19 protein-coding genes are annotated in these 26274 nt (G+C 69.2%); 11 read left to right on the top strand and 8 right to left on the bottom strand.

The window, feature by feature from the left end:
* Positions 1-34: 34 nt before the first annotated feature.
* The 4 genes from Q5694_RS26730 to Q5694_RS26715 all read left to right on the top strand — a co-directional run bounded on the left by Q5694_RS26730 (position 35) and on the right by Q5694_RS26715 (position 5872).
* The gene (locus Q5694_RS26730; protein WP_333935930.1) at positions 35-1285 is read left to right on the top strand and encodes an FG-GAP repeat domain-containing protein; all 1251 of its coding nucleotides are present in this window, start codon (positions 35-37) and stop codon (positions 1283-1285) included.
* An 82-nt stretch (positions 1286-1367) separates the two neighbouring features.
* The gene (locus Q5694_RS26725; RefSeq protein WP_333935929.1) at positions 1368-3701 is read left to right on the top strand and encodes an ABC transporter substrate-binding protein; all 2334 of its coding nucleotides are present in this window, start codon (positions 1368-1370) and stop codon (positions 3699-3701) included.
* 22 nt (positions 3702-3723) lie between these two features.
* Positions 3724-5052, top strand: coding sequence for a hypothetical protein (locus tag Q5694_RS26720; RefSeq protein ID WP_333935928.1), 1329 nt, complete (start codon positions 3724-3726; stop codon positions 5050-5052).
* A gap of 370 nt (positions 5053-5422) precedes the next feature.
* Positions 5423-5872, top strand: a complete 450-nt coding sequence (locus Q5694_RS26715; RefSeq protein WP_333935927.1) for a cupin domain-containing protein — start codon at positions 5423-5425, stop codon at positions 5870-5872.
* A gap of 472 nt (positions 5873-6344) precedes the next feature.
* Here the strand turns inward: Q5694_RS26715 and Q5694_RS26710 are convergent, their stop codons facing one another.
* Together Q5694_RS26710 and Q5694_RS26705 are read right to left on the bottom strand one after the other, a co-directional pair.
* On the bottom strand, positions 6345-8015 hold the full coding sequence (locus tag Q5694_RS26710; RefSeq protein WP_333935926.1) for an FAD-dependent oxidoreductase: 1671 nt from the start codon (positions 8013-8015) through the stop codon (positions 6345-6347).
* A 368-nt stretch (positions 8016-8383) separates the two neighbouring features.
* The gene (locus tag Q5694_RS26705) at positions 8384-8758 is read right to left on the bottom strand and encodes an STAS domain-containing protein (RefSeq protein ID WP_333935925.1); all 375 of its coding nucleotides are present in this window, start codon (positions 8756-8758) and stop codon (positions 8384-8386) included.
* Between the two features lie 226 nt (positions 8759-8984).
* Between Q5694_RS26705 and Q5694_RS26700 the strand changes: the two genes are divergently transcribed.
* A complete protein-coding gene (locus tag Q5694_RS26700) occupies positions 8985-9473 on the top strand; it encodes an ATP-binding protein (RefSeq protein WP_333935924.1) in 489 nt (162 codons plus the stop codon).
* 210 nt (positions 9474-9683) lie between these two features.
* Here the strand turns inward: Q5694_RS26700 and Q5694_RS26695 are convergent, their stop codons facing one another.
* Entirely contained in the window at positions 9684-10322 is a 639-nt protein-coding gene (locus Q5694_RS26695) for a hypothetical protein (protein ID WP_333935923.1), read from the bottom strand.
* Positions 10323-10917: 595 nt separating this feature from the next.
* Here Q5694_RS26695 and Q5694_RS26690 point away from each other — a divergent pair.
* Positions 10918-11232 carry a hypothetical protein gene (locus Q5694_RS26690; protein WP_333935921.1) on the top strand — a complete coding sequence of 105 codons (315 nt, stop codon included), beginning with the start codon at positions 10918-10920 and terminating at the stop codon, positions 11230-11232.
* A 111-nt stretch (positions 11233-11343) separates the two neighbouring features.
* Here the strand turns inward: Q5694_RS26690 and Q5694_RS26685 are convergent, their stop codons facing one another.
* Together Q5694_RS26685 and Q5694_RS26680 are read right to left on the bottom strand one after the other, a co-directional pair.
* Complete coding sequence (locus Q5694_RS26685; RefSeq protein ID WP_333935920.1) at positions 11344-12654, bottom strand: SGNH/GDSL hydrolase family protein; 1311 nt, start codon at positions 12652-12654, stop codon at positions 11344-11346.
* A gap of 196 nt (positions 12655-12850) precedes the next feature.
* Entirely contained in the window at positions 12851-13999 is a 1149-nt protein-coding gene (locus tag Q5694_RS26680) for a hypothetical protein (RefSeq protein ID WP_333935919.1), read from the bottom strand.
* 634 nt (positions 14000-14633) lie between these two features.
* Between Q5694_RS26680 and Q5694_RS26675 the strand changes: the two genes are divergently transcribed.
* Positions 14634-15305, top strand: coding sequence for a response regulator transcription factor (locus Q5694_RS26675; RefSeq protein WP_333935918.1), 672 nt, complete (start codon positions 14634-14636; stop codon positions 15303-15305).
* A 10-nt stretch (positions 15306-15315) separates the two neighbouring features.
* Here Q5694_RS26675 and Q5694_RS26670 read toward each other — a convergent pair whose 3' ends face one another.
* Positions 15316-16512, bottom strand: a complete 1197-nt coding sequence (locus tag Q5694_RS26670) for a sensor histidine kinase (RefSeq protein ID WP_333935917.1) — start codon at positions 16510-16512, stop codon at positions 15316-15318.
* A gap of 259 nt (positions 16513-16771) precedes the next feature.
* On the opposite strand from Q5694_RS26670, the gene Q5694_RS26665 reads away from it, so the two are divergent.
* Together Q5694_RS26665 and Q5694_RS26660 are read left to right on the top strand one after the other, a co-directional pair.
* Positions 16772-19012 carry an MMPL family transporter gene (locus Q5694_RS26665; protein ID WP_333935958.1) on the top strand — a complete coding sequence of 747 codons (2241 nt, stop codon included), beginning with the start codon at positions 16772-16774 and terminating at the stop codon, positions 19010-19012.
* 156 nt (positions 19013-19168) lie between these two features.
* Entirely contained in the window at positions 19169-19477 is a 309-nt protein-coding gene (locus Q5694_RS26660; RefSeq protein ID WP_333935916.1) for a hypothetical protein, read from the top strand.
* Between the two features lie 795 nt (positions 19478-20272).
* On the opposite strand, the gene Q5694_RS26655 is transcribed toward Q5694_RS26660, so the two are convergent.
* Positions 20273-21613, bottom strand: coding sequence for an aspartate aminotransferase family protein (locus tag Q5694_RS26655; protein ID WP_333935915.1), 1341 nt, complete (start codon positions 21611-21613; stop codon positions 20273-20275).
* An 87-nt stretch (positions 21614-21700) separates the two neighbouring features.
* Here Q5694_RS26655 and Q5694_RS26650 point away from each other — a divergent pair, with 87 nt between their 5' ends.
* Positions 21701-22600 (top strand): LysR substrate-binding domain-containing protein, encoded by a 900-nt coding sequence (locus Q5694_RS26650; protein ID WP_333935914.1) that lies wholly within the window; start codon positions 21701-21703, stop codon positions 22598-22600.
* 517 nt (positions 22601-23117) lie between these two features.
* Positions 23118-25064 (top strand): penicillin acylase family protein, encoded by a 1947-nt coding sequence (locus Q5694_RS26645; protein ID WP_333935913.1) that lies wholly within the window; start codon positions 23118-23120, stop codon positions 25062-25064.
* A gap of 129 nt (positions 25065-25193) precedes the next feature.
* On the opposite strand, the gene Q5694_RS26640 is transcribed toward Q5694_RS26645, so the two are convergent.
* Complete coding sequence (locus Q5694_RS26640) at positions 25194-26132, bottom strand: GntR family transcriptional regulator (RefSeq protein WP_333935912.1); 939 nt, start codon at positions 26130-26132, stop codon at positions 25194-25196.
* Between the last annotated feature and the right edge of the window lie 142 nt (positions 26133-26274).

The following is a 26274-nucleotide window of genomic DNA, read 5'->3' as shown; positions in this document are numbered from 1 at the left end:
GCCCTCACGCGCACCGAACCCGGAAGGCATTCCGATGTCCGCAAACACCTCCCTCAATCTGCGCACCCCCCGCTTCACCCGCGAGGTCGTCGCCGATCGACTCAACGACGGCTACTGGGTCGAAGCCCCCGACATCGACGGCGACACCCGTCCCGACCTGTTCGGCTACGGCCTGTCCCTCGGCGAGATCTACTGGTACAAGAACCCCGGCTGGGAGCGGAAGCTGGTCGCCGACAACTTCCACATGCCCATCGGCGCACACTGCGCCGACATCTCCGGCAACGGTCACCCCGACATCGTCGTCTGCTACGAGCTGTACGGTCCCGGCGGACGCATCGACGACCCGAACACCGAGGGCGGCAAGATCGACTGGATCGAGAACACCGGCAAGAGCGACGACGACGCCCGCTGGGAACGCCATTACATCGGCCGGGAGACCGGAATGCACCGACTGCGCGTCGGGCACTTCACCCAGACCCGCAAGCCCGAGGTGATGGGCGTGCCCTGTGTCGGTCCCCGGCACGTGCACGGTCTCATCCCCGTCGTGCTGTTCAGCCCCAACAACGACGTCCGCCAGCCGTGGGACAAGCGCGTGGTCGACGACACCCACTTCCGCATGATCCACGGCGCGGAGAAGCGGCAGAACCCCTTGCCCGGTTCCGAGCACCTGGACTCCATCCTCCTCGCGTCCGAGGAGGGCATCACCTGGCTCCACTACGACGAGCGGGAGGGTCGCTTCACCACCACCCACATCGGTGACGGCGAGCACTCCCAGTTCGTGGACACCGGCTTCAAGGGCAGCGGTGACGTCAACGCCGGCCGCATCGGCGACGATCCGCACGCCTACGTCGCCGCCACGGAGCCGTTCCACGGCAACACCGTCGCCGTATACATCAAGGACGAGCCCGGCACGCCCGTCCACGAGGCCACCTGGCGCCGCGTCGTCCTCGACGTCTTCGGCGACCCCAACGAACTCGGCGAAGGCCCCGGTCACCAGATCGTCTGCGCCGACTTCGACAACGACGGTGACGACGAGTTCCTCGTCGCCCTGCGCGGTCCCCACCCGTGGCAGGGGGTGTTCTACTACAAGGCGATCGACATCCGGGCCGGCGTCTTCGCCAAGTGGCGTGTCTCGTCCGACTCCACGGCGCGCATCGCCGTCGGCGACTTCAACGGCGATGGCCGCCTCGACTTCGCGACCATCGCCTACAAGGTCGACAAGTACTTCGTCGCCAAGGACGCCAAGCTGTCCGTCTTCCACAACGAAACCGACGTCGACGCCTAGCGGACGAACATGGGCGGACCGCCCCGCGGCGGCCGCCCCCCCCGAACGATCTCAGCGACGCCAGCACCAGGGAGGACCGGCGGTGCCCGACGACCACTGCGCCCAGCCGCGGCCGCACCGGCCCGCGGCTTCCGCGGCCGGAGCGCCAGCGAGCGGACGTCGGCGACGTCGGCTGACCGCGCGCCGCGCCGCCCTCCTCGCCGCCCTCGCGGTTCTTGCGGCTCTGGCTGCCGTCCTGGTGCCGCGACTGCTGCACACCCCCACAGAGCCGGTGTACGTGGCCCTGGTCACCAGCCGCACCGCCCCTGGCGGGCCCCGGGCGCCCGAGGTGGCGCTCGCCGTCCAGTTCCACGCCGACCGTGTGAACCAGGCCGGTGGCGTCCACGGACATCCGGTGCGGCTGCTCTCGTACGACGACAGGGCGGACCCGGACACCGCGCGCCGCACGGCCGAACGCATCGTTCGCGACGACCGGGTGGCGCTGGTCATCGGTCACACGTCCAGCCCCACGGCTGCGGCCGCAGGCCGCGTCTATTCCGCCGCGGGCATTCCCTTCATCACCCCCACCGCCACCGCCGACGGCATCACCGCCGGCCCGTGGTGCTTTCGCACCACCTACACCAACTCCGCCCAGGGAGCCTTCCTCGCCGCCTACGCCCGTCACGTCCTCTCGGCACGGACCGCAACCGTCCTGTACGCCGACAGTGCCTACGGCACCACGCTGGCGAACGGCTTCCGCCGAGCCTTCACCGACACCACGGGACGCGTCGATCACGCCATCGCCGTCGACGAGCAACCGGGGCCGCAACGCACCCGGCAGTTGCAGCAGGCCCTCGACGCCGTACGTGCGGACTCGGCGAAGGGCCCCGTCCTGCTGGCCGTGCCCGAACAGTCGGCACTGGCCGTTCTCGAGCACCTGCGCTCCCACGGCATGGACAACACGGTCGTCGCGGGCGACGACCTCTCGCAGGACCGGTTCGGTGCCGCCCTGACCGCATCCGCCCAGGAAAGGGCCCGTCCAGGCTCGATGACCAGCCGCTTCTACGCTGCCTCGCCCCAGCTGCCCGACAGCCTCACCGGTGCTGGACTGGCCTGGGCAGCCGCCTACCGTGACCGCTACGGCGACCTGCCGTCCTGGCGGGCCATGTCCGCGCAGACCGCCACCGACATGGCCGTCCACGCCCTGCGCCAGGCCCGGGCACCGCACGGCCACGTCACCCCGCGCGCCCGCACCGCCGTCCGGGATGCCCTCGCCGCCATGAACGACCGCGAGCACGCGATACCCGGCGTCTACGGAGACCAGGTCCACTTCGACGCCACCCGTTCTCTGTACCGGCCCGTCAGCATCGGCATGGTGCAGAACGGGCGCATCATCTCCGCCCCTGTGCAACTGACCGAATACACTCCCGAGGAGAGTACTGACGCCGCCGCCGACCTTGCCGCCGGCCGCGCCGTCCCCTTCCTGGGGCGCGTACTCGCCCGCCAGCAGATCGTCTACACCGGTATCAACTTCAACCGGATCAGCGCGCTGAACACCCGGGCGGGCACCTTCGAGGCCGACTTCTTCCTGTGGCTGCGCTACTCCGGCAGCGACGAGGCAGCCGACATCGAATTCCTCAATGCGGCCGACAGCAAGACGGCTCCGGGCACTCCGGTCCGCCGCTCCGAGGACGCGGGCATCAAGTACCGGCTCCATCAGGTCAGTGCGAAATTCACCAGCTCACTGGACTTCCACCGCTTCCCCTTCGATGAGCAACACCTCAAGATCGTCATGCAGAACCGGGACCACCCCTCCTCCCGCGTCGTCTACGTCATCGACCAGCCGATGCTCAGCCAGGACCATACGGAAGCTTTCAGGAGCGGCAAGGACGTCGGTACCTCCATCGACGGTCTCCCCAACTGGGACCTGCGCGACCTGAGAACGTACAAGGCCGCGGTCGGCAGTACCGCACGGCTCGGCGACCCCGACCTGGGCCGGGCCGACAAGGGCATCCACTACGCCCAGTACGTCGCCGAGATCAGCGTGCATCGCGACGTCGGACCCTTCCTGATCAAGAACCTGCTGCCGCTGTTGCTCAGTGTGGCCGTCACCTACGCCACTCTGTTCTTCCCCCGCGATCCGCGCTACACCAGTACCCGCGTCAACCTGGAGGTGACGGCCATGCTCAGCGCCGCCGTGCTGCTGACGGGCGTCACCAGTTCCCTGCCCGACATCGGCTACTCGGTGGCCATCGAATGGGCCTACTACGCCTTCATGTTCCTCGTCGGCACCTGCGTGTTCATCTCCCTGGCCGGCGCATGGCTGGTGGAACACGACAATATTCGCGCCTGGAACCGGCTGGCGCACGTGTCCCGCGTCTACTACCTCGTCTTCTGCCTGGGTGTCGTCGTGGCCTACGTCGTGCGCTTCGGTTGACCACCGCGATGACGGAGACACCGTGAAAACCCTGAGCCACGAGCGCATGACGCGTCACCTGCAGCGGGTCTCCCGACTGACCGACCCGCTCGTCCTGTTCGCCGGAGCCCTCTTCGCCGCGGTCCTTCTGCTGGCCCGGCGGCACCCGCACGGTCTGGACTTCGCGCGGCCCAGCCCCTGGCTCGGGCTGACAACCGCTCTCGGGCTGATCCTGCTCCTGTTGGTCGGCCTGTCCGTCATCCGCCGCCTGTCCCGGCGTCGCTTGTGGCTGGCGAGCGCCTGGACGAGCACGGTCCTGCTCGCCGGCACGGGTCTGGCCTGGTACGGAGTGGTTGCCGACACCTCCAGCACCCTCACGCGCGGCACCCAAGTGGTCGACGGCCGCCAGTCGGACGCCTACCTGAAGGCTCATCCTGCGGTTCCCCGCGTTCCGACCGGTGTCTTCATCCAGGCCCTGCGCTTCACCAGCGCCTACGACGTCGAAGTCAGCGGATATGTATGGCAGCGCTACGACGATTCCCTGCCCGTCGGCCTCGAGCGTGGCATCGTCTTTCCAGAGGCGGACGAATCCTACGAACCCGAGAAGGTCTACGAGATCGACCGGGACGGTGAGCAGGTGATCGGTTGGTACTTCGACGTCACCCTGCGCCAGAGCTTCGACTACAGCACGTACCCGCTCGATGAGCAGAACGTCTGGCTCCGCATGTGGCACCCCGATTTCGCGCACCGCGTCGTCCTCGTACCCGACTGGGCGGGCTACCCGCCCTGGCGCCCACACGCCGCCTACGGACTGGACAGCGATTTCGTGCCCGGAAATTGGGACGTGAAAGCCACGTCCTTCAGCTACGACGTCCCGCACTACTCGGCGAGTTTCGGACAGCAGCGGCACTATCGGGCACAAGCCCAGGCATATCCCGAGCTCTACTTCAACATGCACGTGGCCCGTGAGTTCATCTCCCCGCTGTTCGGCCGCATCATCCCGCTCACGTTCATCGCGGTGCTGGTTTTCGCCTCGTTGTTCGTGACGACCAAGAACACGGCACGGTTTCCGCTGTCCGGATTCGACGGACTGACCATCGTGGCATTCGCGGCCGCCATCCTGCTGGTGCTGACCGTCGACCACAACACCGCCCGCTCGGAGACAGGCTCCCATGGCATCGCCTACGTCGACTACCTGTACTTCTGTCTGTACTTCATGATCATCGCAGTGGTGTGGAACTCTCTGCTCCTTTCTCGCGGACCGCGCATCGGCGTGGTGGAATGGCGGGACAACCTGGCGCCCAAACTTCTCTATTGGCCGGTTCTGGCCCTGGTCGTCTTCGGCGTCACGGCCACCACGTTCCTGCTCTGATTTTATCCCCTCCTCTGATGCCACGAGAGTCCGCGCGCCGGAACGGCCGGCCCGACTACCGCGTCGGCATTCTGTGCATAATGCAAGGGAAGTGATCACCGACGGACCGAGAACGAGATTCTCGTCATCTGCGCCAGGCCGAACCGCCCGGGGCTGTATGTGCATTTCCTGGCCTGGCGTGGCAGTGAGGCATCTGCGTCACGTGCGGCGCACCGAAAAATGGCTCGTCTTGAGCTCGTGCGATAGAGTTCCGCACGACCTTATTGCAGCGAGGATCTGTCCAGCTGCACGCCACGCGCCGTATTGCCGGGGAGCCGACAAGGCGCGCCAGCGGGAACACGAGCTGCAAGTGAAAAGCTGGGAGCACAACATGAGCGAAAATCACGCCAACAAGCAGGTCCGAATCGTTCGTTCGAACGAATTGAATCCTGCCAAATTGCAGACCCCTGGCCTCTTGCGTGAGGTAGCGTTCGAGGGTGAGGATTCCGGCCCTGTTCGGTTGTCGGCCTTCCGGAGCACGGTGAGACCGGGGGCGGCCACCGGTGCGCACCACCACGAGGACCAAGAGACCGTCCTGTACGTGGTCAGTGGTACGGCCCATTACCGGTGGGGAGAGCGGCTCGAGAACGTGGCCGAGGCCGAGCCGGGTGACTTCGTGTTCATCCCGCCGTATGTGGTTCACCAGGAGATCAACAGGTCCACCGACTGCGAAACAGTCTGGGCCGTGGTGCGTTCGGGAATGAACGGAAAAGTGACGAACCTACCCCACCTCGACAAGTACGGCGAACAGCCGAAGATCGATTACATCGCAGCGGAGTAGCGGGTACGGCCGACCGCCCGGGCGTCTGTTGCGATGCATCCGGCCGGCAACCCCTCTACGGCCGCCGCAACCACGAGCGGCTGGTCACCGTCGAAGAGCACCGACCCGACCACCGTCTGCCGCTACGGCCGAAGCATCGCCGGCAGCGCACCCGACCGCCACGCTCGCACCGTTCGACGCTGAAGGGATCGCTCGTGACCCCCGACGCCGGTACACCTGCCGCAGACGGCCCCCGGTTGGGCCCCCTCACGGTCAAGCACGTGACCTGGACTGGGCGAGGGCCGGGCGTGCCGGATGCGGGGTGTGCCGAGAGCACCCGCACATGTCGGGGAGCCGTGCGCGAGCAACGCGTGCCCCTTACCGTCTGCCAGTCGACGGCGACGGTCACGCCCGGCTCGGGCGGCGTCTGCGATCACCGCGGTGTTCCCGGCATCGACCTTCCGCCGTCCTGCGGGGTGGAAGGCGGGCGTGATCAGCGAGGGGTGGGCTGGACGGACTGGGCGTGACGGAAGATGTTGTGGGGATCCCAACGGTCCTTGACCGCTTGAAGGCGGGTGTAGTTGCGCCCGTAGTAGAGCTGGTGCCAAGGCTGGCCGGAGCGGTTCCAGCGGGGGTCGCCGAGGTCCGTGTCGGGATAGTTGATGTAGGCGCCGTCCGTGGTGACCGGGCCGGCGTTCGCGGGGCGTTCGGTGCCGGACGGCGGGGTGTAGTCGGCGAGGACGGGGACGCCTCCGGTGTCCTGGTACATGGCTTGGTAGAACTGACGGATCCACTGCAGGTGCGGGGCGGCGTCGGGCACGGCGTCGGCGATGAGGCCGTCGCGCCAGTCGGCGGCTCCGTCGCCGTCGGCGTCGGTGGTCCACTGCCAGTAGGTCTGGTACTGGAGTTTGAGGATGGAACTGCGCTGAGGGACGGCGGTGGCGTCCGGGCGGACCTTGTTGATCGCGCCGCCGTAGGAGTCGACCTGTACCAGGGCGTGGGGGTTGGTGTAGCGCTCGGTGGTCAGGTAGTCGAACAGGACGTCGAGTTGACGCTCGGTGAAGTTGCGGGTCATGTGGGCGGACTTGTACTTGCCGCAGCGGTTGTCGCCCGAACCGTTGAGGGTTTGGGTGGCGGTGAGCCAGGGGAGCCGGACCGGTACCTCCAGCCCGGCCATGGGGTCGTGGTCACCCATGCGCTGGGTCAGGGTGGTGGTGGGCACCTGCACGCCCTTCTTGAGACAGTCGAGGAAGGACTGCAGACGGCGGACGGCATCCGCTGTGCGGTCAGACGGTCCGGCGTCCAGTTGAGTGATCAGGCCGATCTGGCCGTTGCTGTGGTGGGTCAGCTTCAGCAACGAGAACAGGTCGCGCTGGTCAGCCTGATGGTCGGCGAAGAACTGGCCGTAGTTGCGGACCAGGTTCTTGAAGCTGGTGCGGTCCTTCTTCATCTGTGCCCAGGGCCAGGCGACCTGACTGAGCAGCACCTCGGAGGGCGGCTTGGGAAGGTCGCGGAACCAGAAGCGGGTGATCACCCCGAAATTGCCACCTCCGCCTCCGGTATGAGCCCACCACAGGTCCCTCACCGCCGGATCGCTCGAGTCCCGTTTGGCGACCACGACCTGCGGCGTTCGGCCGTCAGGTGCGACGACGACTTCGACGGCGGACAGGTGGTCGACGGTCAGACCGTGCAGGCGAGAGAGCAGGCCGAATCCCCCGCCGCTGATGTGGCCACCCGCTCCGACCGAGTAGCACGACCCACCCGGCAGTGCCACCCCGTAGGCGCGGTACAGATGCGTAGCCGTCTGCCAGTTGGTAGCGCCCGCCTCCACGCAGTACGCCCCGCCCATCTTCTGGTCCTGGTAGACGCGGTCCATCTGTCCCAGGTCGAGGATCACCTTCACATCGGTGCCGCAGACGAAGTTCTCGTAGCAGTGGCCGCCCGAGCGCAGGCCGATCCTCGGCATCTTCCCTGGATGGCCGGTGTAGGTGGACAGGTACTTCGTCAGCGCGGCGACGACCTGGTCGGTGGAGCTGAGAACGGCTACGTAGTCGGGGCTGGCGATCCACCGCTGGTTGAAACCGCGGCGCAAAGCGTCGTAGCGCAGATCGCCCGCACGGACCTCGTGGTCGGCTGCGGAACTGTTCGTGGGCTGAGGGGGCATGACGCGTCTCCTCGTTCTGCTTCGGCACGACGGGCTGTGTCTCGTCGGCTGTCGCTTCGTGCGGAACGGTTGGCAGCGGACTGTGCCGCTCCACATTCGCTACCCTGCGAGGTTGTCATGGCACCCTGAGCGACGACGGAAGTGAAGCGCCGCCGTCCCAGTACGCCCCCGGCGCACATCGGGAACCGGAACGAACTCCCGTGGCGCCGGTGCCGAGTAACGAGCTCCGGGCGCCCCACGCGGATGGACCAGCCCGATGCAACAGGCGGAGCATCGCATCGAGCCGGCGGCCGGCTCCGAGGTGCTGCGGGAGGTCTCCGAGCACACGAACGTGAGACTGCGCTCCGTTGCCGGAATGGTGATCGACGTCAGTGCGCCTCGGCGGTCAAGGCCTGCTCGACGCTGGGGTAGCAGGGAATGAAGGTGTCGACGCCGGTCACCTGCAGCACGCGCCGGACAGCGGGCGGGGCGCCGGCGATACGTACCCACCCTTGTGCGTCCTTCGTCTTCAGGTGGGCGGCGATGAAGACGTTGACGCCGCTGGAGTCCATGAATTTCACACCGGCGAGGTCGGCGACGATTCGCGCCGGCACCGTCTTGCCCTCACCCAGCAGCGCCTCACGGAACACGCCCTGGACGTCGCGGTCGATCTCGCCGCACAGGGTCACTACACGCACCCCGTCGATCACGCGGTGCTCGGTAGAGAGATGCCCTGGTCGGTCGGCTTGCTCGGTGGGGGCCACGGTCTCCTCGAATGCGATTCAGGCTTGCCCCCTCGGGAGGGGGCGCGGGTATGTCTGGCCCAACACTACGGCCGGACGCACCCGAGCGGGCCTGCGCGCGCGATGAGCATGACATGCATGCCGATACCCGAGGTACCCGAGACACCAGCGCGCGGAGGAAGTGAGGACGAGGCCGTTGCGATCCGATACGGACTGCCAAGGCTGTACAGAGCCCGACACGCACTTGGTGTGCGCCGGCTACGACCTGGATGCAGGCAGCAGATGCATCGCCGACGCCCGTCACCACGCCCTCGCCTTCCTCGACCAGGCCCGCACTGTCCACCGGCTGGTCGTGTCCGACCGCGCCAGGGACCTCGTCGAACTGGTCGTCAGTGAACTGGTCACCAACGCCCACAAGCACGCTCCCGGACCGGCCTCGATGGAGCTGCGCATCACGGCTCGCGTCGTAGAAGTGCTGGTGGGGGACAGTGACCCCACGGTCCCGGCAGCCCGGTCCGCCGATCCCGGCAGGATCGGCCGGCACGGCCTGGAGATCGTCAAGGCCATCACCGAAGACCTGCTCATCGAGCAAGTACCGATGGGCAAACTCATCACCGCCCGCATCGCCCTGGCCGACACATCCGACGACGCGGCCGCGCGCGCAGGCTGTCAGCCTGGTAGCCGCCGCGTCCACGGTGTCGGTGCGTGGCTGCGCACCCGATCCGAGCACCGCTGAACCGGCCCACGGCTCGCCGGTGCGCGTGCGTCATTCGCACCGTGCTTCAAAACAGCGGTCGGTCACCTACGCATACATACTGTCCGTCTCCTCGCATGAACGGACCGTGGAGAACGAGTCGATCGCGTGGACTTCCCGACTGATGCACCGTCAGTCACCCCGCTCGTGCCCGGCCGACCTGAGTCCGCCCCCTCACGTGGCGGACACGACTCAGTTGGACTCCCAGCGGTCCACGTTGCCGACCTTGCAGGTGAACTTGCCGGAGATCTCCTTCAAACCCATCGCGTCCTCCTTCGCCCTCTGCCCCGGCTCCAGCGCGGACACGATCGTGCCGCCCTCCGCCAGACGCGTCCCGTCCGGACCGTTGAACGACACCTGCACGTTCACGTCCTGCTTCCGGTCAGTGGAGTTGACGACCTCGAGCTTCGCGACCGGGTAGCCGAACTCGTCCCTCGTACAGTCGGTGATCTTCACGTCGGCTGCCGCATCGGGCCCCTCCGACGACTCCTTCTCGCCGCCCCCCAGCGCACCCGCGACAGCAGCAGCCGCAGCCCTCTCCGCCACCCGCTTCTTCGTCGCCTCATCCAAGCCCCGGCACGACGCCGGCATGTCCGAGTCCTTCGCCGCCTCATCCCCGCCCATCGACTTCTTCACCTGCTCCGTCACAGCCTTCTCGCATGCCGCGACATCCGGCGCACCGGCCGACCCGGCACCCTTCGCGTCAGCATCCCCATCACCGCCACCGGCGCACCCGGTGAGCAGCCCGACAGCAGCGACGGCGACAGCAGCGGACACGACGAACCCACGCACGAAAACCCCCACACGGAGCGAACAGACAAGAGCGGTCACAAGAAACGCACCAGTACAACTACCACGCATCCGTCACCGATGCGTCACGAAGCGTCACCGCAGCGAGACGAGCACAACACGCCCGGCCAGCCGCCGGCACCCAGCGGCCCCGGCCCTGTGCAGAGGCCGACACTGCATCCCCCCAGCGACCGCGTCCCTGAGCGCTGTCCCGTGGATGATCCCTGACATGCCCAAGCACCGCGTGTTCCTCGAAGAGACCGAAAGACGCGTCACCCACGAGAGGTAACAGCGAGGGTGAAGTTGACGGCATGCCCTCTGGCCGGCTTGACGGACAGGGCACCTGCTCCGGGTCGCCCGGTGGCCCTGCCCCGCCACGGCCCGACTCGCGGGCTGCACCCGGTGTTTGCACGCCCTGAGGGCTCCACCTCGTCGTGAGGGGAAGTCGCCCGGCCCACCATCGGCAGCGCGAACTGAGACGTCCGCGCCGTTCTGCGCGCGGTTCACCCTCTGCTCGCACCTCGCTCACTTCAGTGCGCTGTCCCCCACACGAGGCGACTGCCTGGCAGGAGCCGGTTCGGCGCTTACCGTCCGGAGCAGGCGTCAGCAGACGCTGCAGAACAGGAGGAACCTCCCCATGCGCAAAGTCCTGACGACGATCGGCACGCTGGCTTCTGCCGTCCTGCTGGCCGTCGGTCTCACCACCTCCGCCCACGCGGCGACGGGCCCGCTCTACATCACTCAGTCCGGCCAGACCATCAGGTACATGGACCCGGCGCCCCGCAAGTGCATCACCACCGACCCCACGAAGGGAGAGGTCACCTTCTACAACCAGACGAGCGCACACGCGATGATCTTCGACGGCCCCACCTGTGGGAACATGGTCAGGACCCTGCACCGCGGTGAGCGGGCCACCGGGTACCCGGGATGGGCGGTCGGGTTCTTCGAGTGACACAGGGCTTCCCGTGATCAGGCAGGCCCGACACCGACGGCACCACGACTAGGACGCACATGTGTGGGCCAGACCGGAGCCTGGCCCACCTACCGTGTCAGATGTGGCCACTCACAGCTTCGTGAGGGGGACGGCTCGGGCCATGCGGTCGTAGCCGGTGTTGTTGGGGTGGACGTGGTCGCCGCTGTCATAGGCGGGGCGCAGGGTGTTGGGCCTGTGGGGGTCGGCCAGGGCGCGGTCGAAGTCGGCCAGGGCGTCGTAGCCGCTGCTGGTGCCTGCGGTGCGGCGGATCCACTGGTTGAGCTGGGTGCGGATGGTCTCGTTGGTGCCGATGCAGCCGCAGGGCGGAACGGTGGCACCGACGGCTCTGAGGCCTCGTTCGTGTGCCCATCTGATCAGGTAGCGGTGGCCGTCGATCAGTCGCTGAGCGGTGATCCTCGGTGCGCCCTCGGCGCACCGAGTGGTCCCGGCTTGCTGGCGGATGTCGTTGGTGCCCACGAGCACGATCACGGTCCGTGCGCCGGGCTGGAGGGCGACGTCCCGGCGGAAGCGTGCGGTGGCTGCTTCACCGCCGCAGGGGGATCTGGTCAGCAGCCGGTTGGAGCTGATGCCGGCGTTGAGGACGGGGCGCGGGGTCCTGTTGTTGATGAGCCGTTCGGCGAGCTGGTCGGGGTAGCGGTTGTTGCCGTTGTGGGTTGAGCTGTGGCCGTCGGTGAGGGAGTCGCCCAGGGCGACGATGCCGTTACGTGGCTGTGCCTGGGCGCCGCGGACGTCGATGCGGGTCAGGTAGTACCAGTTGGCCGCGGTTCGCGTGTACGCTCCGGCGCCGGGGTCGACGCGGTGGTCTCCGGCGGCGCGGAAGCTGTCGGCGATGGCCCGGCTGTGGTAGGTGGCCGGTCCGGTCCGGTGGGCGAAGTAGAGGGTGACGGTGAGTCGTTCCTTGGCTGTGGTGGCCATGCGCAGTGGCTCGCTGTTCAGTTCCCTGCCGGCGGGGATCTGCGCCCATTTCCGGCCGGCGAAGGTGAGGTTGCGCTGGGATCCGCGTTCGACGGCTGCGCCGGCCGACGTGCGGGCGATGGAGGCGCCGGTCAGCCGCAGGGGCGTGGTGCCGTACAGGTTGGACAGCCGAACCCGCACCATGGTGCCGCCTGCGGTGAGCCGGACGACCTGGCGCACCGACTGGTTGACGAAGCCCTGCTTCGCCCAGCCGGGGGCGTTGGGGTTGAGAGGCTGTTGCGCGGCGGCCCAGCTGCCCCGCCAGAACACTGCGGCGGCGGCACGGGGACTCTCCGGGGCGCTGGAGAGGGCACGGTCGGGCAGCGGTGTGGCTGCCGCCGGTGAAAGCGGTCCGGCGGCCAGGGTGCTTGCCGCTGCCGCGCCCGCCACGAGCAGTGCCAGGATTCTGGTCGGTCTCAGTCTCACGTGCGTCATGTTCCTTCGGTCGAGGCGTGCTTGGTGGTGGAGGGCGCGTCAGGTCACCCGCTGGCGGGGTGCCGTAGGGGACCAGTTGCTCGTGTCGGCTGCGCGCTGGGGCGGAGTGGGCGCGAGAGCGGGGACGGCGGGGGGAGCGGCGGCTGTTCCTGGCCGGTGGACGTCGCGCGGACGTGGCTGTGAGGTGTCAGAACGCGGCGTTCTCGCGTGACCAGGCGTGCCACTCGTCCCACACCGAGTGCGTCCTCGCGCGGTTCCACTGGTGGTTCTTGGCGCGGGCGTAGCCGTTTCGCCGGTCGACGGTGATGAGGTAGCCCCACAGGTCGGTGCGGGTGGCTCCCCTGTAGGTGAAGGGGAAGTTGAAGAAGTGCCCGTGCCAGCGGTTCTGCTTGACGAGCAGCTTGTGCAGGGCCCGGACGGTGTTGTAGTTCCACCGGGGCTGGTTGTCGAGGGCGGACATGCTGAAGATGCCGTCGCCGATGTCGCCCCAGAACACCACGTGGGTGTGGTGGGGGAAGCGGGCCCGGTGCCCGTGCAGGTAGCGTTCGAGGTCGGCCAGGCCCATCGTGGTGCGCAGGAAGCGGATCTGCTCGTCCACGGTCTTCTTCGCCTCGTAGCCGACGTTGGTCAGCCACTGGTCGTTCAGGCGGCCGAGCCGGCAGACGGCCTCGGGGTGGCTGATCATGTGCTTGTAGAGGAAGGCGAAGCGGCCGGTCTGTGCGCGCATCTGCTGCAGCCACGCGGTGCCACCGTTGTGGATGCCCTTGAAGTACGGGCCCATGCCCGCGCCGGGGACCATCAGCGTGTGGGTCCTGAGCCAGTTGCCGGTACGGGCGTTGATGCCCCGGGCGATGTACAGGGCGCGGTTGCGGACCTCGGCGCAGTTGTTCAGGTTGGTCTCCACCGGCATCACACCCTGCAGCGATCCGGCGATCCCCTCGCGTTTCGCGCGCTGGATGAGGGCGCTCATGTCTGCGATGAACTCGTCCGCCCCGGGGTGTCTGTTGTAGGCGCCCCAGGAGCGGTCGCTGCGCTGCAGCCACTGCCGCTTCCACAGGTAGACCCTCATACCCCGGCGGTTGAGCTCGCGCAGCACCTTGATGATCTCGTCGTCGCGCTGCTTCTTCGTGGTGCCGCGGGGCAGGTCGCTCATGTTGGCGACGCGCAGGACCACGGTCCTGAAGTCGTTGTTGAACAGGGACGCGACGGCGGTGCGGTAGGCCAGGCCCTGGGTGTCGAACCGGACACCGAAGGTGTCGGATGTGTCTCCCGGCTGGGCCGGACGGCGCACCGTGCGCCACTTGATGCCCCGGATGCTGTCGGGGTTCTGCGACACCGGCGCAGCCAGGGGCACGGCCCCGGCCGTTGCGGCACCCGGCGTACCGGCGGCCACCGCCGCCCCGGCCACCGAGATGCTGATGCCTAAGAACCGACGCCTTGACGTTGTCATAACGGCCCCCTGGGGACGGTCCGGTTGGTGGAACCGGTGTACCGGCGGCAGAAGATCGATGGTGCGGCTTCCCCGTGCGGGTCACCCGTATGGCCGCACTGCTCCGCCACGGCAGCCTCGCACTGCACGCACGTCGCACAACGGGCTCGCAACCGGCGAACGCACGCCCGGCACACCGCTGTCCGGCAGGAAGCCTCATGGCGACCTCTGGGCCACGCGGCCTGGCGACCGCCCTCGTCCTCTTCACCACCGTCTCCTCCGCCGCCAGGCCGCGGAGACACGTTGACCGTCGACCGGCTGCCCCCGGGGGCGGGGACGCTCGGCGGACGGACAGCGGACGGGCACGCGAGTGCCGATGCTGCCCTTGCCGGCGAGCGTAGGAAGCCCGTCGGCGGCGGCCGTCTACGGCATCCCTTCGCCTTCCGGCTCCATGCGCCGGCCGGTGACCGACCACATCACCTGCACTGCACCGCTGGTTCGACGGACGTGTCCCAGGACGGGGCTGTGGTAGGAACGGGGCATGTCCGATACGCAGATCGATGTGGTGATCGCCGATGACCAGGAGTTGGTACGGGCGGGTTTCAGCCTGATCCTGGGGGCGCAGCCGGGCTTCCGGATCGTCGGTGAGGCGGCCGACGGTGTGGAGTGTGTCGAGCTGGCGCGTCGATTGCGGCCGCACGTGGTGCTGGCGGACATCCGGATGCCGCGGTTGGACGGACTGGAAGTGGTGCGGCAGCTGGCCGGCCCCGACGTCGCCGATCCCTTCAACGTGGTGATGATCACGACGTTCGATCAGGACGACTACGTCCGGACCGCTCTGCGCAACGGCGCGTGCGGGTTCCTGCTGAAGGACGCTTCGCCCAGCCTGCTCGTGGAAGCGGTGCAGGCGGCTGCTCGCGGGGACGCGCTGGTGTCCCCGGCGGTCACGGTGCGGCTGCTCAGGCAGCTCAAGGAGGGGGAGCAGGCGGTGGGCGAGAGCCGGGAGATCGCCGACCTGAGCGAGCGCGAGACGGACATCGTGCGATTGGTCGCCGTCGGCCGCACCAATCAGGAGATCTGCGACGAGCTGTTCCTGTCGTTGTCGACGGTGAAGACCTATCTCGGCCGGATCCAGAGCAAGCTCGGTGCCCGCAACCGGGTGGAGATCGCGGCCTGGGCCTGGGAGACCGGAGCGGTCCGTCCTGGCCGATGACGGCGCGGGGTCAGGTCGCGGCCGGGGCTGCCAGGGGCAGGGCGGCCTGGACCTGCCACCCGCCACCCGGCAGCGGACCGGTGTGCAGCGTGCCGTCGAGGGCTTCGACGCGTTCCCGCAGCCCCGTCAGGCCGTAGCCGCCGTGGCCCCCGATCGGCTTGGCCGCGCTGTGGGCCGACGGGGTATTGGTGACCGTCACGCGCACCCACGCCGGCTCGGCGTCCAGGTGGACGACGGTCCGTGCGCCCGGCGCGTGACGGCGGACATTGGTGAGCGCCTCCTGGACCAGACGGAGGACTGAGATCTCCACCTCCGGCGCGAGGTGGGCGGTGCGCGCGGCGGCGGTGGCCTCCAGCCGGGCCGTGCCGTCGCCGCCGGCGCAGGCAACGGAGTGGGCGGCGACGAGCTCGGCCAGTTCGGTGAGCAGATCCCCCGGACGCATGGTGCCGTGGTCGTTCTCCCGCAGTACGCGTACCAGTCGCCGCGTGGCCTCCAACGTCTCGGTACCCGAGTCGACGATGTTGCGCAGGATCGGTTCGACCTTGGCGGGCGCGGCGGCATGGATGGTCAGAGCGGCGTTGGCCTGCACGATGATGCCGGTCATGTGGTGGGCGATGAGGTCGTGCAGATCGCGGGCGAGGGACAGGCGCTCGGCCTGGCGGACCTCGCGGGCGGTGCGCTCCTTGCGGCTTTCCAGCGCTCGGATCGTGCACCCGATGCTGACGGCGACCGTCACGACGACGGTCATGAGGTAGGCGCCGGCAACGAGCTGGGGCCACTGCTGCACCCGCAGCGGGAGCAGCAGCGTGGCGATGACGAGGGGCAGGGTGTAGACGGCCGCTGTGGTGGCCTTGCCGCGGCGGGTCGTGGTGCGGACGGTCAGGAGCAGCAGTCCGCAGAGTTCCAGCCCGCTGAGCAACGTGTGTCCGAGAGGCTGGGACAGGCCCCACACCGTGAGCGCGAGCGAGACGGTGACCACTGCGGTGATCCGTTTGCCCAGGGAGGGTGACCAGGGTGTCTCCAGGACGGCCAGACCGCTCAGGGGCCCGGTGACGAGGCAGGGCAGCCAGATGCCGGGGGTGCCGAACGGATCAGGGGCCTTGGCCAGCTCACTGAGGTCCACGAGGAACGCGCCGACGAACGCGAACGCGCCGCTGGTGAGGAGAAACCGTCTGACGCCGGGGGAGAGCGGAAGCCTCGAGTCCATGCCTGTCAGCTTAGGAAGGCGAGCCGAGGCGTGTGTCGGCCGAACGGCCGACGTGGGCATGGCGCATGTCAGCCGACGGGCCTACGCGAGTCGAGGTGTGTGTCGGCCGAAGAGCCGACAGTCCCGTGCGCACTGGGTACGTACGGCCGATGCCGTGGCTGACGTCATGGCGGAATCATCGACATCACAGCGGCCGGAGCTTCCCCCGAACCCGGCCGCTGGCGACCGTTCGTACCGACAGAGAGTCTCTCACTGCCTCATGGCCACCTTCCTGCACCGCATCGGCCGGGCTGCTTTCCGGCGCCGTCGGCTGGTGCTCCTCTTCTGGGTCGTCGCTTTCGGCGCTTTGGGCGCGGCCGCGTCGAGCAGTTCCGGCAGTGCCACTTCCTCGTTCACGCTTCCCGGCACGGAGGCCCAGCGCGCCAACGATCTGCTGAGCGAGAAGTTCCCCGCTGCCAACGCCGAGGGCGCCACCGCACGTGTGGTTCTGCGTGCGCCGGGAGGGGAGAAGATCACCAGCGCCGGTCATGACACCGCCGTGGCCGCGACGGTGAAGCATCTGCGGGCGTCGTCCTCCGCCGTCGCGTCCGTCGGCGATCCGGTCGCCGACGGCACGGTCAGCAAGGACGGCACGACGGCGTACACACAGGTCACCTACAAGGTCGCAGCCACCGACCTGACCGATCGCGATCACGAGCGCTTCGAGGACGCGCTGCAAGCCGGCCGGGACACCGGACTCACCGTGGAAGCCTCCGGAAGCGCGCTCGCCGCGTCCGAGGCCGGGGCGTCCGCAGAGGTCATCGGGTTCGCCTTGGCCGCTGTCATCTTGTTCATGACACTCGGCTCGCTCGTCGCCGCGGGGCTGCCGCTGCTGACCGCCGTGGTCGGTGTCGCCATCAGCACCAGTGCGATCGCGGTGGTGAGCGCCGCCTTCGACCTGACCAGCAGCACGTCCGCTCTCGCGTCCATGCTCGGCATCGCGGTCGGCATCGACTACGCGTTGTTCATCGTCTCCCGCTACCGTGCCGAACGTGCCGCGGGCCATGACCCCCGGGAGGCCGCCGGCCGGGCCAACGGAACAGCGGGCTCGGCCGTCGCCTTCGCCGGTCTCACCGTGATCATCGCGCTCGCCGGTTTGGCCGTGGTCGACCTGCCTGTCCTCACGGCCATGGGCATGGCCGCCGCCGGGGCCGTCGCCGTCGCCGTGCTGGTCGCAGTCACCCTGGTGCCGGCCATGCTGGGCTTTGCTCCCGAGCGCTCCCGCGGAGGTGCCCGAGGGCGCCTCTTCCGCGGCGCCGTGCGCGGCGGACGGTTCCGGGGCACCGACCACGGCAGGGCCTCGCTCGGTGAACGCTGGGCGGCGTTGACCTTGCGTCGACCCGTGCGGGTGATGGGCATCGCGGTCGCCGCCCTCGTCGTGATCGCGCTTCCGGCCGCGAAACTGGAGCTCGGCCTGCCGGACGACGGTGCAGCGCCGGCGTCGAGCACGCAGCGCAAGGCCTACGACATGCTGTCGCAGTCCTTCGGTGCAGGGTTCAACGGACCCCTGACCGTGGTGGTCACCGGTCACGACCCGGGCATCGCCAAGGACTCGGCTGCCGACATGCAGGCGGCCATCGGCAGGCTCGACGATGTGACCACCGCCTCCCCTCCGGTGTTCAACCCTCAGGGCGACACGGCCGTCATCAGCGTCATACCCAGGAGCGCACCCGCCAGCGATGCGACCGAGAGCCTTGTCCACAGCATCCGGGACCTCTCCGCGGACTTGGAGAAGGACACGGGCGCACAAGGCATGGTCACCGGCACCCCTGCGCTGAACATCGACATCTCCGACAAGTTCACCGCGGCTCTGCCGCCCTACCTGATGGTCGTCGTCGGTCTCGCCGTCCTGGTGCTGATCCTCGTCTTCCGGTCGATCGTGGTCCCCTTGAAGGCGGCCGCCGGGTTCCTGCTGTCGGTCCTTGCCTCGTTCGGGGCACTGGTGGCCGTGTTCCAGTGGGGCTGGCTGAAGGATCTGCTGGGCCTCGAACAGACAGGACCGATCACGAGCCTGATGCCGATCCTCAGTATCGGCATCGTCTTCGGACTCGCCATGGACTATCAGGTGTTCCTGGTCACCCGCATCCGTGAGGCCTACATCCATGGAGCCGACCCGGCTGAGGCCATCACCGTGGGCTTTCGGCACAGCGCCAAGGTCATCACCGCCGCGGCCCTCATCATGATCAGCGTCTTCGCCGGCTTCGCCGGCTCCTCCGAGGCCGTCATCAAGGCGCTCGGCTTCGGCCTGGCGGCCGCTGTCGCCTTCGACGCGTTCGTGGTCCGCATGACCATCGTGCCCGCCGCGCTCGCTCTCCTGGGACACCGGGCATGGTCCCTGCCCGCCTGGATCGATCGCATCCTGCCCGTGGTCGACATCGAAGGCGAGAAGCTGTCCCGGCACACTGCGGCGCCCGTGGAACGCGAACCGCTCGTCATGTCCCAGCGCGACGGACAGCACTGAGCATGCCGGGGCCCGCCACACCTTGCGCGGGGGCGGGCCCCGGTCCTTCCTGGCCGCTCCCGAGCACCGCCTCCTGGCAGACGGATCGGCAGTGGCCGGCCCCTTCTCCGTTTCGCGTCGACCGGCCACCTGGTGTCGCCGCCCCTAGGAGGACGCATGCGCAAAGGCCCCTTGCTCGTCATCGCAGTCGTCGTCGGGTTGTTCGCCCTCTCCGAGTACGGCAAGAAGCAGACGGCGGAGCTTCCCGACCTGAGGGGTGTCACCCTGCAAGAAGCACGGAACGCCGCGCGTGAGGCCGGCTTCAACCGGCTGGCCACCCACGACGCACTGGACAAGGACCGGAGGCAACTGCTCACCAGCACCTGGCACGTGTGCGGTCAGACTCCCGCCGCCGGGACGCACCACATCACCGATCTCGTCACTCTCGCCGTAGCCAAGACAGGCGAACCGTGCCCCGGTTCCTAGCCGGCGTCAGCGGTACGCGAGGTGCGCTGCAGGCCGGAGGGCCGACAGGGCGAATGATCACCGCGGTGGTCATCCACCGTGCGGGGGCCGTGTCACCTCGAGTCAGGGCATCACGACGTGGTCACGGCTTGCGGGCGAGGGCGCCGAGTTCGGCGATGGCTTCCGGGGCGTTCGCGCCCGCCGGTTGATGGCCGTACGAGGTTCGCCCCGGGATGCGCCGACCGCGTATCGCCTACACCGCCCGTGTCCCGAAGGGTATGTGTTGCGGTCGAGGCCGGACCGACCGAACCCTGTACGGCCATCAACCGGCGGGCGCGGGGCCGTGGATCTGCAGCGCCACCAAGTCCGCGACGGGATCACTGCCCTACGATCCCGACCGGGCAGCGGGACTGGCAGACGCCGGTCCCCTGCCCATGTCGGCGGCGAGTTCGACCCCGACGAACGTCGCCATCTCACCTGCGACCTTTTGACGCGGTCGTGCGTTCGTTGGGCTCGGAGCGCGATCTCGCAGGCCGGGGGGCATGCGGCTCGGCCGCCGCGACGAACGCGTGGCAGGTGGTGACCAGGTAGGTGCTCCTCGGTCACCCTCCCTCTGTTCATACGTGTCTCCACGCGCCGACCGGCCACCCGTCGCCCGTGTGAACCGATCGGAAGGACGCGTCGGCTGGCAGCCCTCGGCCGGGCCCGGCGGCCCCGTCGGCGTGTGATGCCGGGCCGTCACCTGGCCTGCGCCCGCGGCCCGCGGCCCGAGGCGCGTGCGGCGGCAGCCTCGGCGGCTTGCCGGGCAACGCGCAGTCACGGCGCGGCGGCCACCTCCCCGATTGCCGTGTCCAGGATCGACAAGCCGAGGGCCAACTCCTCCTCGGTCGCCGTGAGCGGGGGAGCGATGCGGAAGACGCCGCCCATGCGGGGCAGCTGGACGATGTTCATGTGCAGGCCGAGTTCCAGACAGCGGCGGGTGACCCGGGCACCGAGCTCGTCCGAACCCCGCTTGGTCTCGCGGTCGACGACGAGTTCCAGGCCGACCAGCAGGCCGCGCCCCCGGATGTCGCCGATGACCTCGTGGCGGCCGGCCATCTCCTCCAGACCGGCTCGCAGGAAGGCACCGAGCGCGCGGGCGCGCTCGTCCAGGTGGTCCTCGGCCAGGACGTCGAGGACGGTGTTGCCCACCGCGGCCACCAGCGGGTCGGACACGTGCGTGGTGAAGAAGAGGAAGCCCCGCCCGTACGCCTCCTGCTCGATCTCAGCGCTGGTGACGACGGCGGCCAGGGGCAGGCCCGCGCCGAGGGTCTTCGAGAGCGTCAGGATGTCCGGGACGACGCCGTCGCGCTCGAAGGCGTACCAGGTGCCGGTGCGGCACAGGCCCGTCTGGGCCTCGTCGAGGATCAGGAGCATGCCGCGCTCGCGGCACTTCTTCTGCAGGGCGGTGAAGTAGCCCGGCGGCGGTTCGATGATGCCGCCGGAGCTGAGGATCGGCTCGACGAGACACGCGGCGAGACTTCCGGTGGACTGGGCGTCGATGAGGTCGAAGGCGAAGTCCAACTGGCGGCACCAGTCGAGCTCTCCGTCGGGGGTGGTGAAGTCGGGGCGGTAGGCATGGGGGACGGGGATGGCGAAGTTGCCGGGGGCGGAGGGCCCGTAGCCCTTGCGGCCGGTGCTGTAGGTGGCCGATGCGGCGGCCTGGGTCATGCCGTGCCAGGACCGGGCGAACGACACGATCTCGTGCTTGCCGGTGACGAGTTTGGCCATCCGGAGGGCCGCCTCGTTCGACTCGGCGCCGGTCGTCAGGAGCAGCACCTTCTCCAGCGGCGCGGGAAGCGTCCCGGCGAGACGACGGGCCAGGTCGACGACCGGGCGGCTGAGCATGCCGCTGTACAGGTGGTCGAGGGTGGCGACCTGGCGCTGGACGGTCTCCACGATCGCCGGGTGCGAGTGCCCGAGGATGGCGCTCATCTGCCCCGACGTGAAGTCGAGGATCTCGCGGCCCTCCGCGGTGTACACGAAGCTTCCGGAGGCGCGCTGGATGACCTCACGGGTGAAACCGCCGCCGTAGCGGACGAGGTGCCGGTCCGCGTCGGCCCAGAACGTGGATCCGGGGGGCGTGAGGACGGTGGAGGAGGGAGGCAGAGCAACCATGAAGACGACGGTAGGGCGAGGGCGAGTGTCGCGTCCATCACACATTTCCGGCTGTACTGTTCGGCAGAACCGCACAACAATCGGGGGATGCTGAACCCGTGGAGGCTGCGGTTGCTGACCCAGCTGGAAGCACTGGGCACGGTCCGGGCGGTGGCCCAGGCGGCCAACCTCAGCCCGTCCAGCGTGTCCCAGCAGCTGGCCGTACTGGAGACCGAGACGGGCACTCAGCTCCTTGAACGCGCCGGTCGCCGCGTGGGGCTGACCTCGGCCGGGGTGATCCTGGCCCGGCGCGCGCGGGAGCTTCTCGACCACATGGACACCGTGGAGGCCGAGCTGCGAGGCTTCGGTGACGAGCCGTCGGGCCTGGTGCGGCTGGGGGCGTTCCAGAGCGCGGTGCACACGCTGGCCGTACCGGCGGTGAGCCGGCTGGCCCGTGAGTATGCGCACGTCGACGTGGAGTTGAAGGAGCTGGAGCCGCATGCGAGCGTGCCGGCCCTGCGAGCGGGCGACGCCGACCTCGTGATCACGACCACGGACTTCGGTGAGCTGCCGCTCGGCCCTGACCTCGACCTGCTGGCGCTGACGACGGATCCGATCCTGCTCGTGCTGCCGCCGGACCACCCGGCCGCCGGGCGAGGGCCTGCGGACCTGGCAGCCTTCGCCGACGAGCCGTGGGCCTTCGACGTCCCCCAGTCGTACATGGCCAACCTCGCGCTGCGGCTGTGCCGGCAGGCGCGGTTCGAGCCGCGGGTGGTGGGCCGGTTCAGCAACTACATGTTGACGTTGGAGTTGGTCGAGGCCGGGCGTGCGGTCGCACTGCTGCCGGGGCTGGCTGTCGAGGCCGGCCGTTACCGTGTCGCCACCCGGGAGCTGGCCGCCCCCGTGACGCGTACCATCACGGCGGTGACCCGCAGGGGCGCGCCACCTCGTGCGGCCGTGCACGTGGTACTGCACGCGCTGCGGCCACCGGTGTCCGGGAGCACCTGATCCGGTGGAGCGGGAAGCGGGCGGCGCGGTCACGCCCGAGGCGGCCGGCCGGTGCGTCGCCCGACGGCTCGACGCTCACGTCCCGGTCCCGGCCCGGCTCCACCAGGTGCGCGCAGACGGTGGAGCCGTCCGTGCTGACGGTTTCGGCGGTGAACGGGCCGCCGGGTCGAAGCGAGGCGCGAGGAGGAAGTGTTCAGCTCCGTGGGGGTCGTTTCGAGCGCGGTTCTCACCTCGGCGCGCCCGCGCCTCCCACGACGAGCGGCACACCGCTCCCGGGCGCACCACCGGCTCCCGCTCAGCCATGATCGCGCCGGACCGCACGCGACCGCGTCAGCTTCTCGTATGACCCGACGTCCTGCGTGTCGGTCTTTCGGCCGACACCGCTGCCTCGGTCGATGAGCCGTCGGGCGGGTGAACAAAAAAACCCAGTGCACTAGGGCGAAACTGGCCACATGACCTAGTAGCATCGCCGGACGAATCTCACGATGCCAATGGTGCACGCCAGTAGGGAGCCAGCATGGACATCACCTGGGACCGGTGGGCAGTTCCCACCATCGTCGGCGCCGACGAACTCGACGTGACCTACGGCTTCGGATACGCCCAGGCCAAAACCAACGCCACGCTGGTGCTCGAGCTGTACGGCATCGCCCGCGGCGCAGCGGCCGCCCTGTGGGGGCCGGACTTCATTGCCGAGGACACCTTCACCGCACGGCTGGGCCTCAAGGCGCAGACCGACGTCTGGTTCGACGCGCAGGCGCCGGAGACCTTGGCCAGGATCCAGGCCTTCTGCGACGGTTTCAACGCGGCGTGCGCCGAGGACCCCTTCCTCGGTACCGGCCGCCGCGCGGTGCTGCCGGTCGCACCGCGCGACGTGATCGCCCATACGCAGCGGGTCTTCGTCCGCTTCATCACCATGGACCCGGCCGCCCTGGCCTTCCCGCCCGACTCCTTCCTCGCCTCCGCCGGGTCCAACGGATGGGCCGTCTCCGCCAGCCGGTCGACGACCGGCAACGCCCAGCTGATCATCAACCCGCACCTGGCCTGGCAGGGTTACCACCGGTGGTTCGAGGCCCGCAGCACCCACCCGGGGCGCGACTTCCACGGGGCGACGCTGGTGGGGCTGCCCTGGCAGACCCTCGGCTACGGCCGGGACGTCGGCTGGGGGCACACCGTCAACCTGGTGCCCAACCTCACCGTCTACGAGCTGACCGTCACCGAGGACACGTACCTCTTCGGTGACGAACGGCGTGCCTTCGACACGACGAGCCACCACATCGAGGTGGCCGGCGCCGACCCCGTCACGGTCCTCGAACGGCGCAGCGTCCACGGCCCCGTCCTCACCGCACCCGACGGCACCGACGTCGCGATCCGGGTGGCGGGCGTCCTGCACCACCCGGCGACCTCCGCGCTGGAGGGCTGGTGGCGCATGTCCACGGCCGGCAGCGTCCGGGAGCTGTTCGCCGTCCACGACGCCATGTGGCTGCCGCTGTTCAACATCATCGCCGCCGACGCGCGCGGCTCCATCGGGGCGCTGTACTGCGGCACGCCGCCCGTGGCGGCCTGGAACAGCATCGACGACGTCCGGCGCCGGCTCCCCGGTGCCGACCCGGACCGGCTGTGGACCGAGGTGCACCCGGCCTCCGCGATGCCCCGTGTCATCGACCCCCCGTGCGGCTGGGTGCAGAACGCCAACGAGAACCCGTGGCTGTACACGGACCCGCCGCTGGACCCGGCCCGGTACCCCACCGCCATCGCACCCGACCCCCTCCACCTCGTCGACCTGCGCAGCGCGGCGTCCCGGGGCTGGCTCGCACAGCAGGAGCGCATCAGCCCCGAGGCGCTGCTCCGTCTGAAGTACAGCAAGCACGCGCTGCTCGCCGACATCGTCCTGGACGAGCTGTGCGCCGCGGCCACCGGGGACGCGGACCTCGCCCCTGCCGTCGACGTGCTGACCGCGTGGGACCGGCACGCCCACGCCGACAGCGCCGGTTACGTGCTCTTCCTGTTGTGGGGGCTGCTCAGCGGCCCGCAGCTGCTGGAGGGCACGCTGCTCAAGCAGCCCGCGCGGCCCGGCGACGTGCCCGGAGGCCTGGTGGACGCCGGACGGGCGGTGGAGACCCTGCGCGCCGCGGTCGCGACGCTGGCGGGCCTCGGCGTGCCCCTGGACGCCTCCATCGGCCAGGTGTACCTGCTCGGCACGGGCGCGGACGCGCTCCCGGCGGACGGCGGGTCCGGTGTGCTGGGCGTGCTGAAGGTCCTGGACCTCCTGCCCGTGGACGAGGACCTGCGGCTGATGATCGGCGACTCCTGGATCTCCCACGTCCAGTTCGCCGAGGGCGCCTGGCCGCGGGCGCGGAGTCTGCTCGTCTACGGCAACAGCACCGAGGACTCGGCGCCGCCCGCGCAACCGCAGTTCCCGATCTGGGCCGCGGACCGGCTGCGGCCGGAGGACGGCGAGGCCTGACGGGGGCGATGGTTCTCCGGCCGGGGCACACCGGCCGGAGGACCGCGCGGGCCGGGACGGCCGCCCGAGGCTGCGCCGCAGACGGCACGGCGGCGGCCGGGCCCCTTCCGGGGGCGCCGGCCGACGTGGTCAGTGCGCGGCGGTGGCCTGGACCCCGCCGCGTTTGGCCGCCTGCATGTCGCCGACCACCTCGGTCACCATGCGGATCGACGCCGCGTCCAGCACGTTGCCGAACTCGATGACCCGGACCCGTCCCTCCAACTGCGTCTTCAACTCGGGCATCTCGCTGGGGATCACCACGAGGTCCACGCCCTCCAGGTCCTCCTTCTCGATGCCGTGCAGGACCTTGATGTTCTCGATGCCCGACTGGGTGAGGGAGTCCCGCACGCTGACGGCCTGTTCCTCGGTGCGGTACCAGATGCCGACCGTCCGCGTCTTGGGCACCGAGGCGATCTGCACCAGCGTCTGCACGTGCGGCGCCACCACGATGGCCACCACCTCGGTCCGGGGCCGCCGGAACAGTCCGCGGACCTCGGCCAGGTGGAAGAACGTGGTGAGGACGAGGTCGGCCTGCTCCGCCGCCGCGTCGAACGCCCCCAGCACCAGCGGCTTGACCTTCAGTCCGATGTGCTCGCCGAGCTCGTTGGCGAAGTACCTGGCCCGGTCGGCGTTGCACTCGATGAAGGAGACCTTGAGGAGGTCCTCCTCCGCACGCATCGCGAGCCCCGCCACCAGCGGCTGGATCTCCGCTGCGGTGAGACCGAGGTCGACGCACTGCCTGATGGCCCGCTGCAGGATGGCCAACGCCTGGTCCCGTGCCGGTGAGTCCTCCTGCGCCGGCCGCGGGCCCACCACCCGGGTGCCGCCACGGCCATGACTCTCGACCAGCCCGAGCTCGCCGAGTTGCGCGTAGGCGCGCGCGACCGTGTTCCGGTTGATGTGCAGGTTGTCGCCCAGCAGCCGGGCGCTGGGGAGGGCCTGTCCCGGTTCGAGGTCGCCGGACTCGATCATGAACGACAGCTGGGTGACGATCTGACGGAAGATGGGCACGTCGGAGTGACGGCTCACCTGAAGGTTGTCCACCAAAGCTCGGCTCTCCCTCTCCTCGACCCTGCCCGCACCCCGGTGCGCCGGGCCCGACCGCCGGACGGCGCACCGCCGACGGAACAGCTTCGTCCTATGCTATTCAGCCAGAATCACTAGGACAAAC

It is taken from the genome of Streptomyces sp. AHA2 (genome assembly GCF_036857595.1).
Lineage (GTDB): Bacteria > Actinomycetota > Actinomycetes > Streptomycetales > Streptomycetaceae > Streptomyces.
This window is presented reverse-complemented; position numbering and strand designations above follow the sequence as displayed.

Coding starts and splice junctions, on each gene's coding strand:
- Q5694_RS26730 (WP_333935930.1), top strand. CDS start 35: ATGTCCGCAAACACCTCCCTCAATCTGCGCACCCCCCGCTTCACCCGC.
- Q5694_RS26715 (WP_333935927.1), top strand. CDS start 5,423: ATGAGCGAAAATCACGCCAACAAGCAGGTCCGAATCGTTCGTTCGAAC.
- Q5694_RS26710 (WP_333935926.1), bottom strand. CDS start 8,015: ATGCCCCCTCAGCCCACGAACAGTTCCGCAGCCGACCACGAGGTCCGT.
- Q5694_RS26690 (WP_333935921.1), top strand. CDS start 10,918: ATGCGCAAAGTCCTGACGACGATCGGCACGCTGGCTTCTGCCGTCCTG.
- Q5694_RS26675 (WP_333935918.1), top strand. CDS start 14,634: ATGTCCGATACGCAGATCGATGTGGTGATCGCCGATGACCAGGAGTTG.
- Q5694_RS26670 (WP_333935917.1), bottom strand. CDS start 16,512: ATGGACTCGAGGCTTCCGCTCTCCCCCGGCGTCAGACGGTTTCTCCTC.
- Q5694_RS26665 (WP_333935958.1), top strand. CDS start 16,772: ATGGCCACCTTCCTGCACCGCATCGGCCGGGCTGCTTTCCGGCGCCGT.
- Q5694_RS26660 (WP_333935916.1), top strand. CDS start 19,169: ATGCGCAAAGGCCCCTTGCTCGTCATCGCAGTCGTCGTCGGGTTGTTC.
- Q5694_RS26655 (WP_333935915.1), bottom strand. CDS start 21,613: ATGGTTGCTCTGCCTCCCTCCTCCACCGTCCTCACGCCCCCCGGATCC.
- Q5694_RS26650 (WP_333935914.1), top strand. CDS start 21,701: ATGCTGAACCCGTGGAGGCTGCGGTTGCTGACCCAGCTGGAAGCACTG.
- Q5694_RS26645 (WP_333935913.1), top strand. CDS start 23,118: ATGGACATCACCTGGGACCGGTGGGCAGTTCCCACCATCGTCGGCGCC.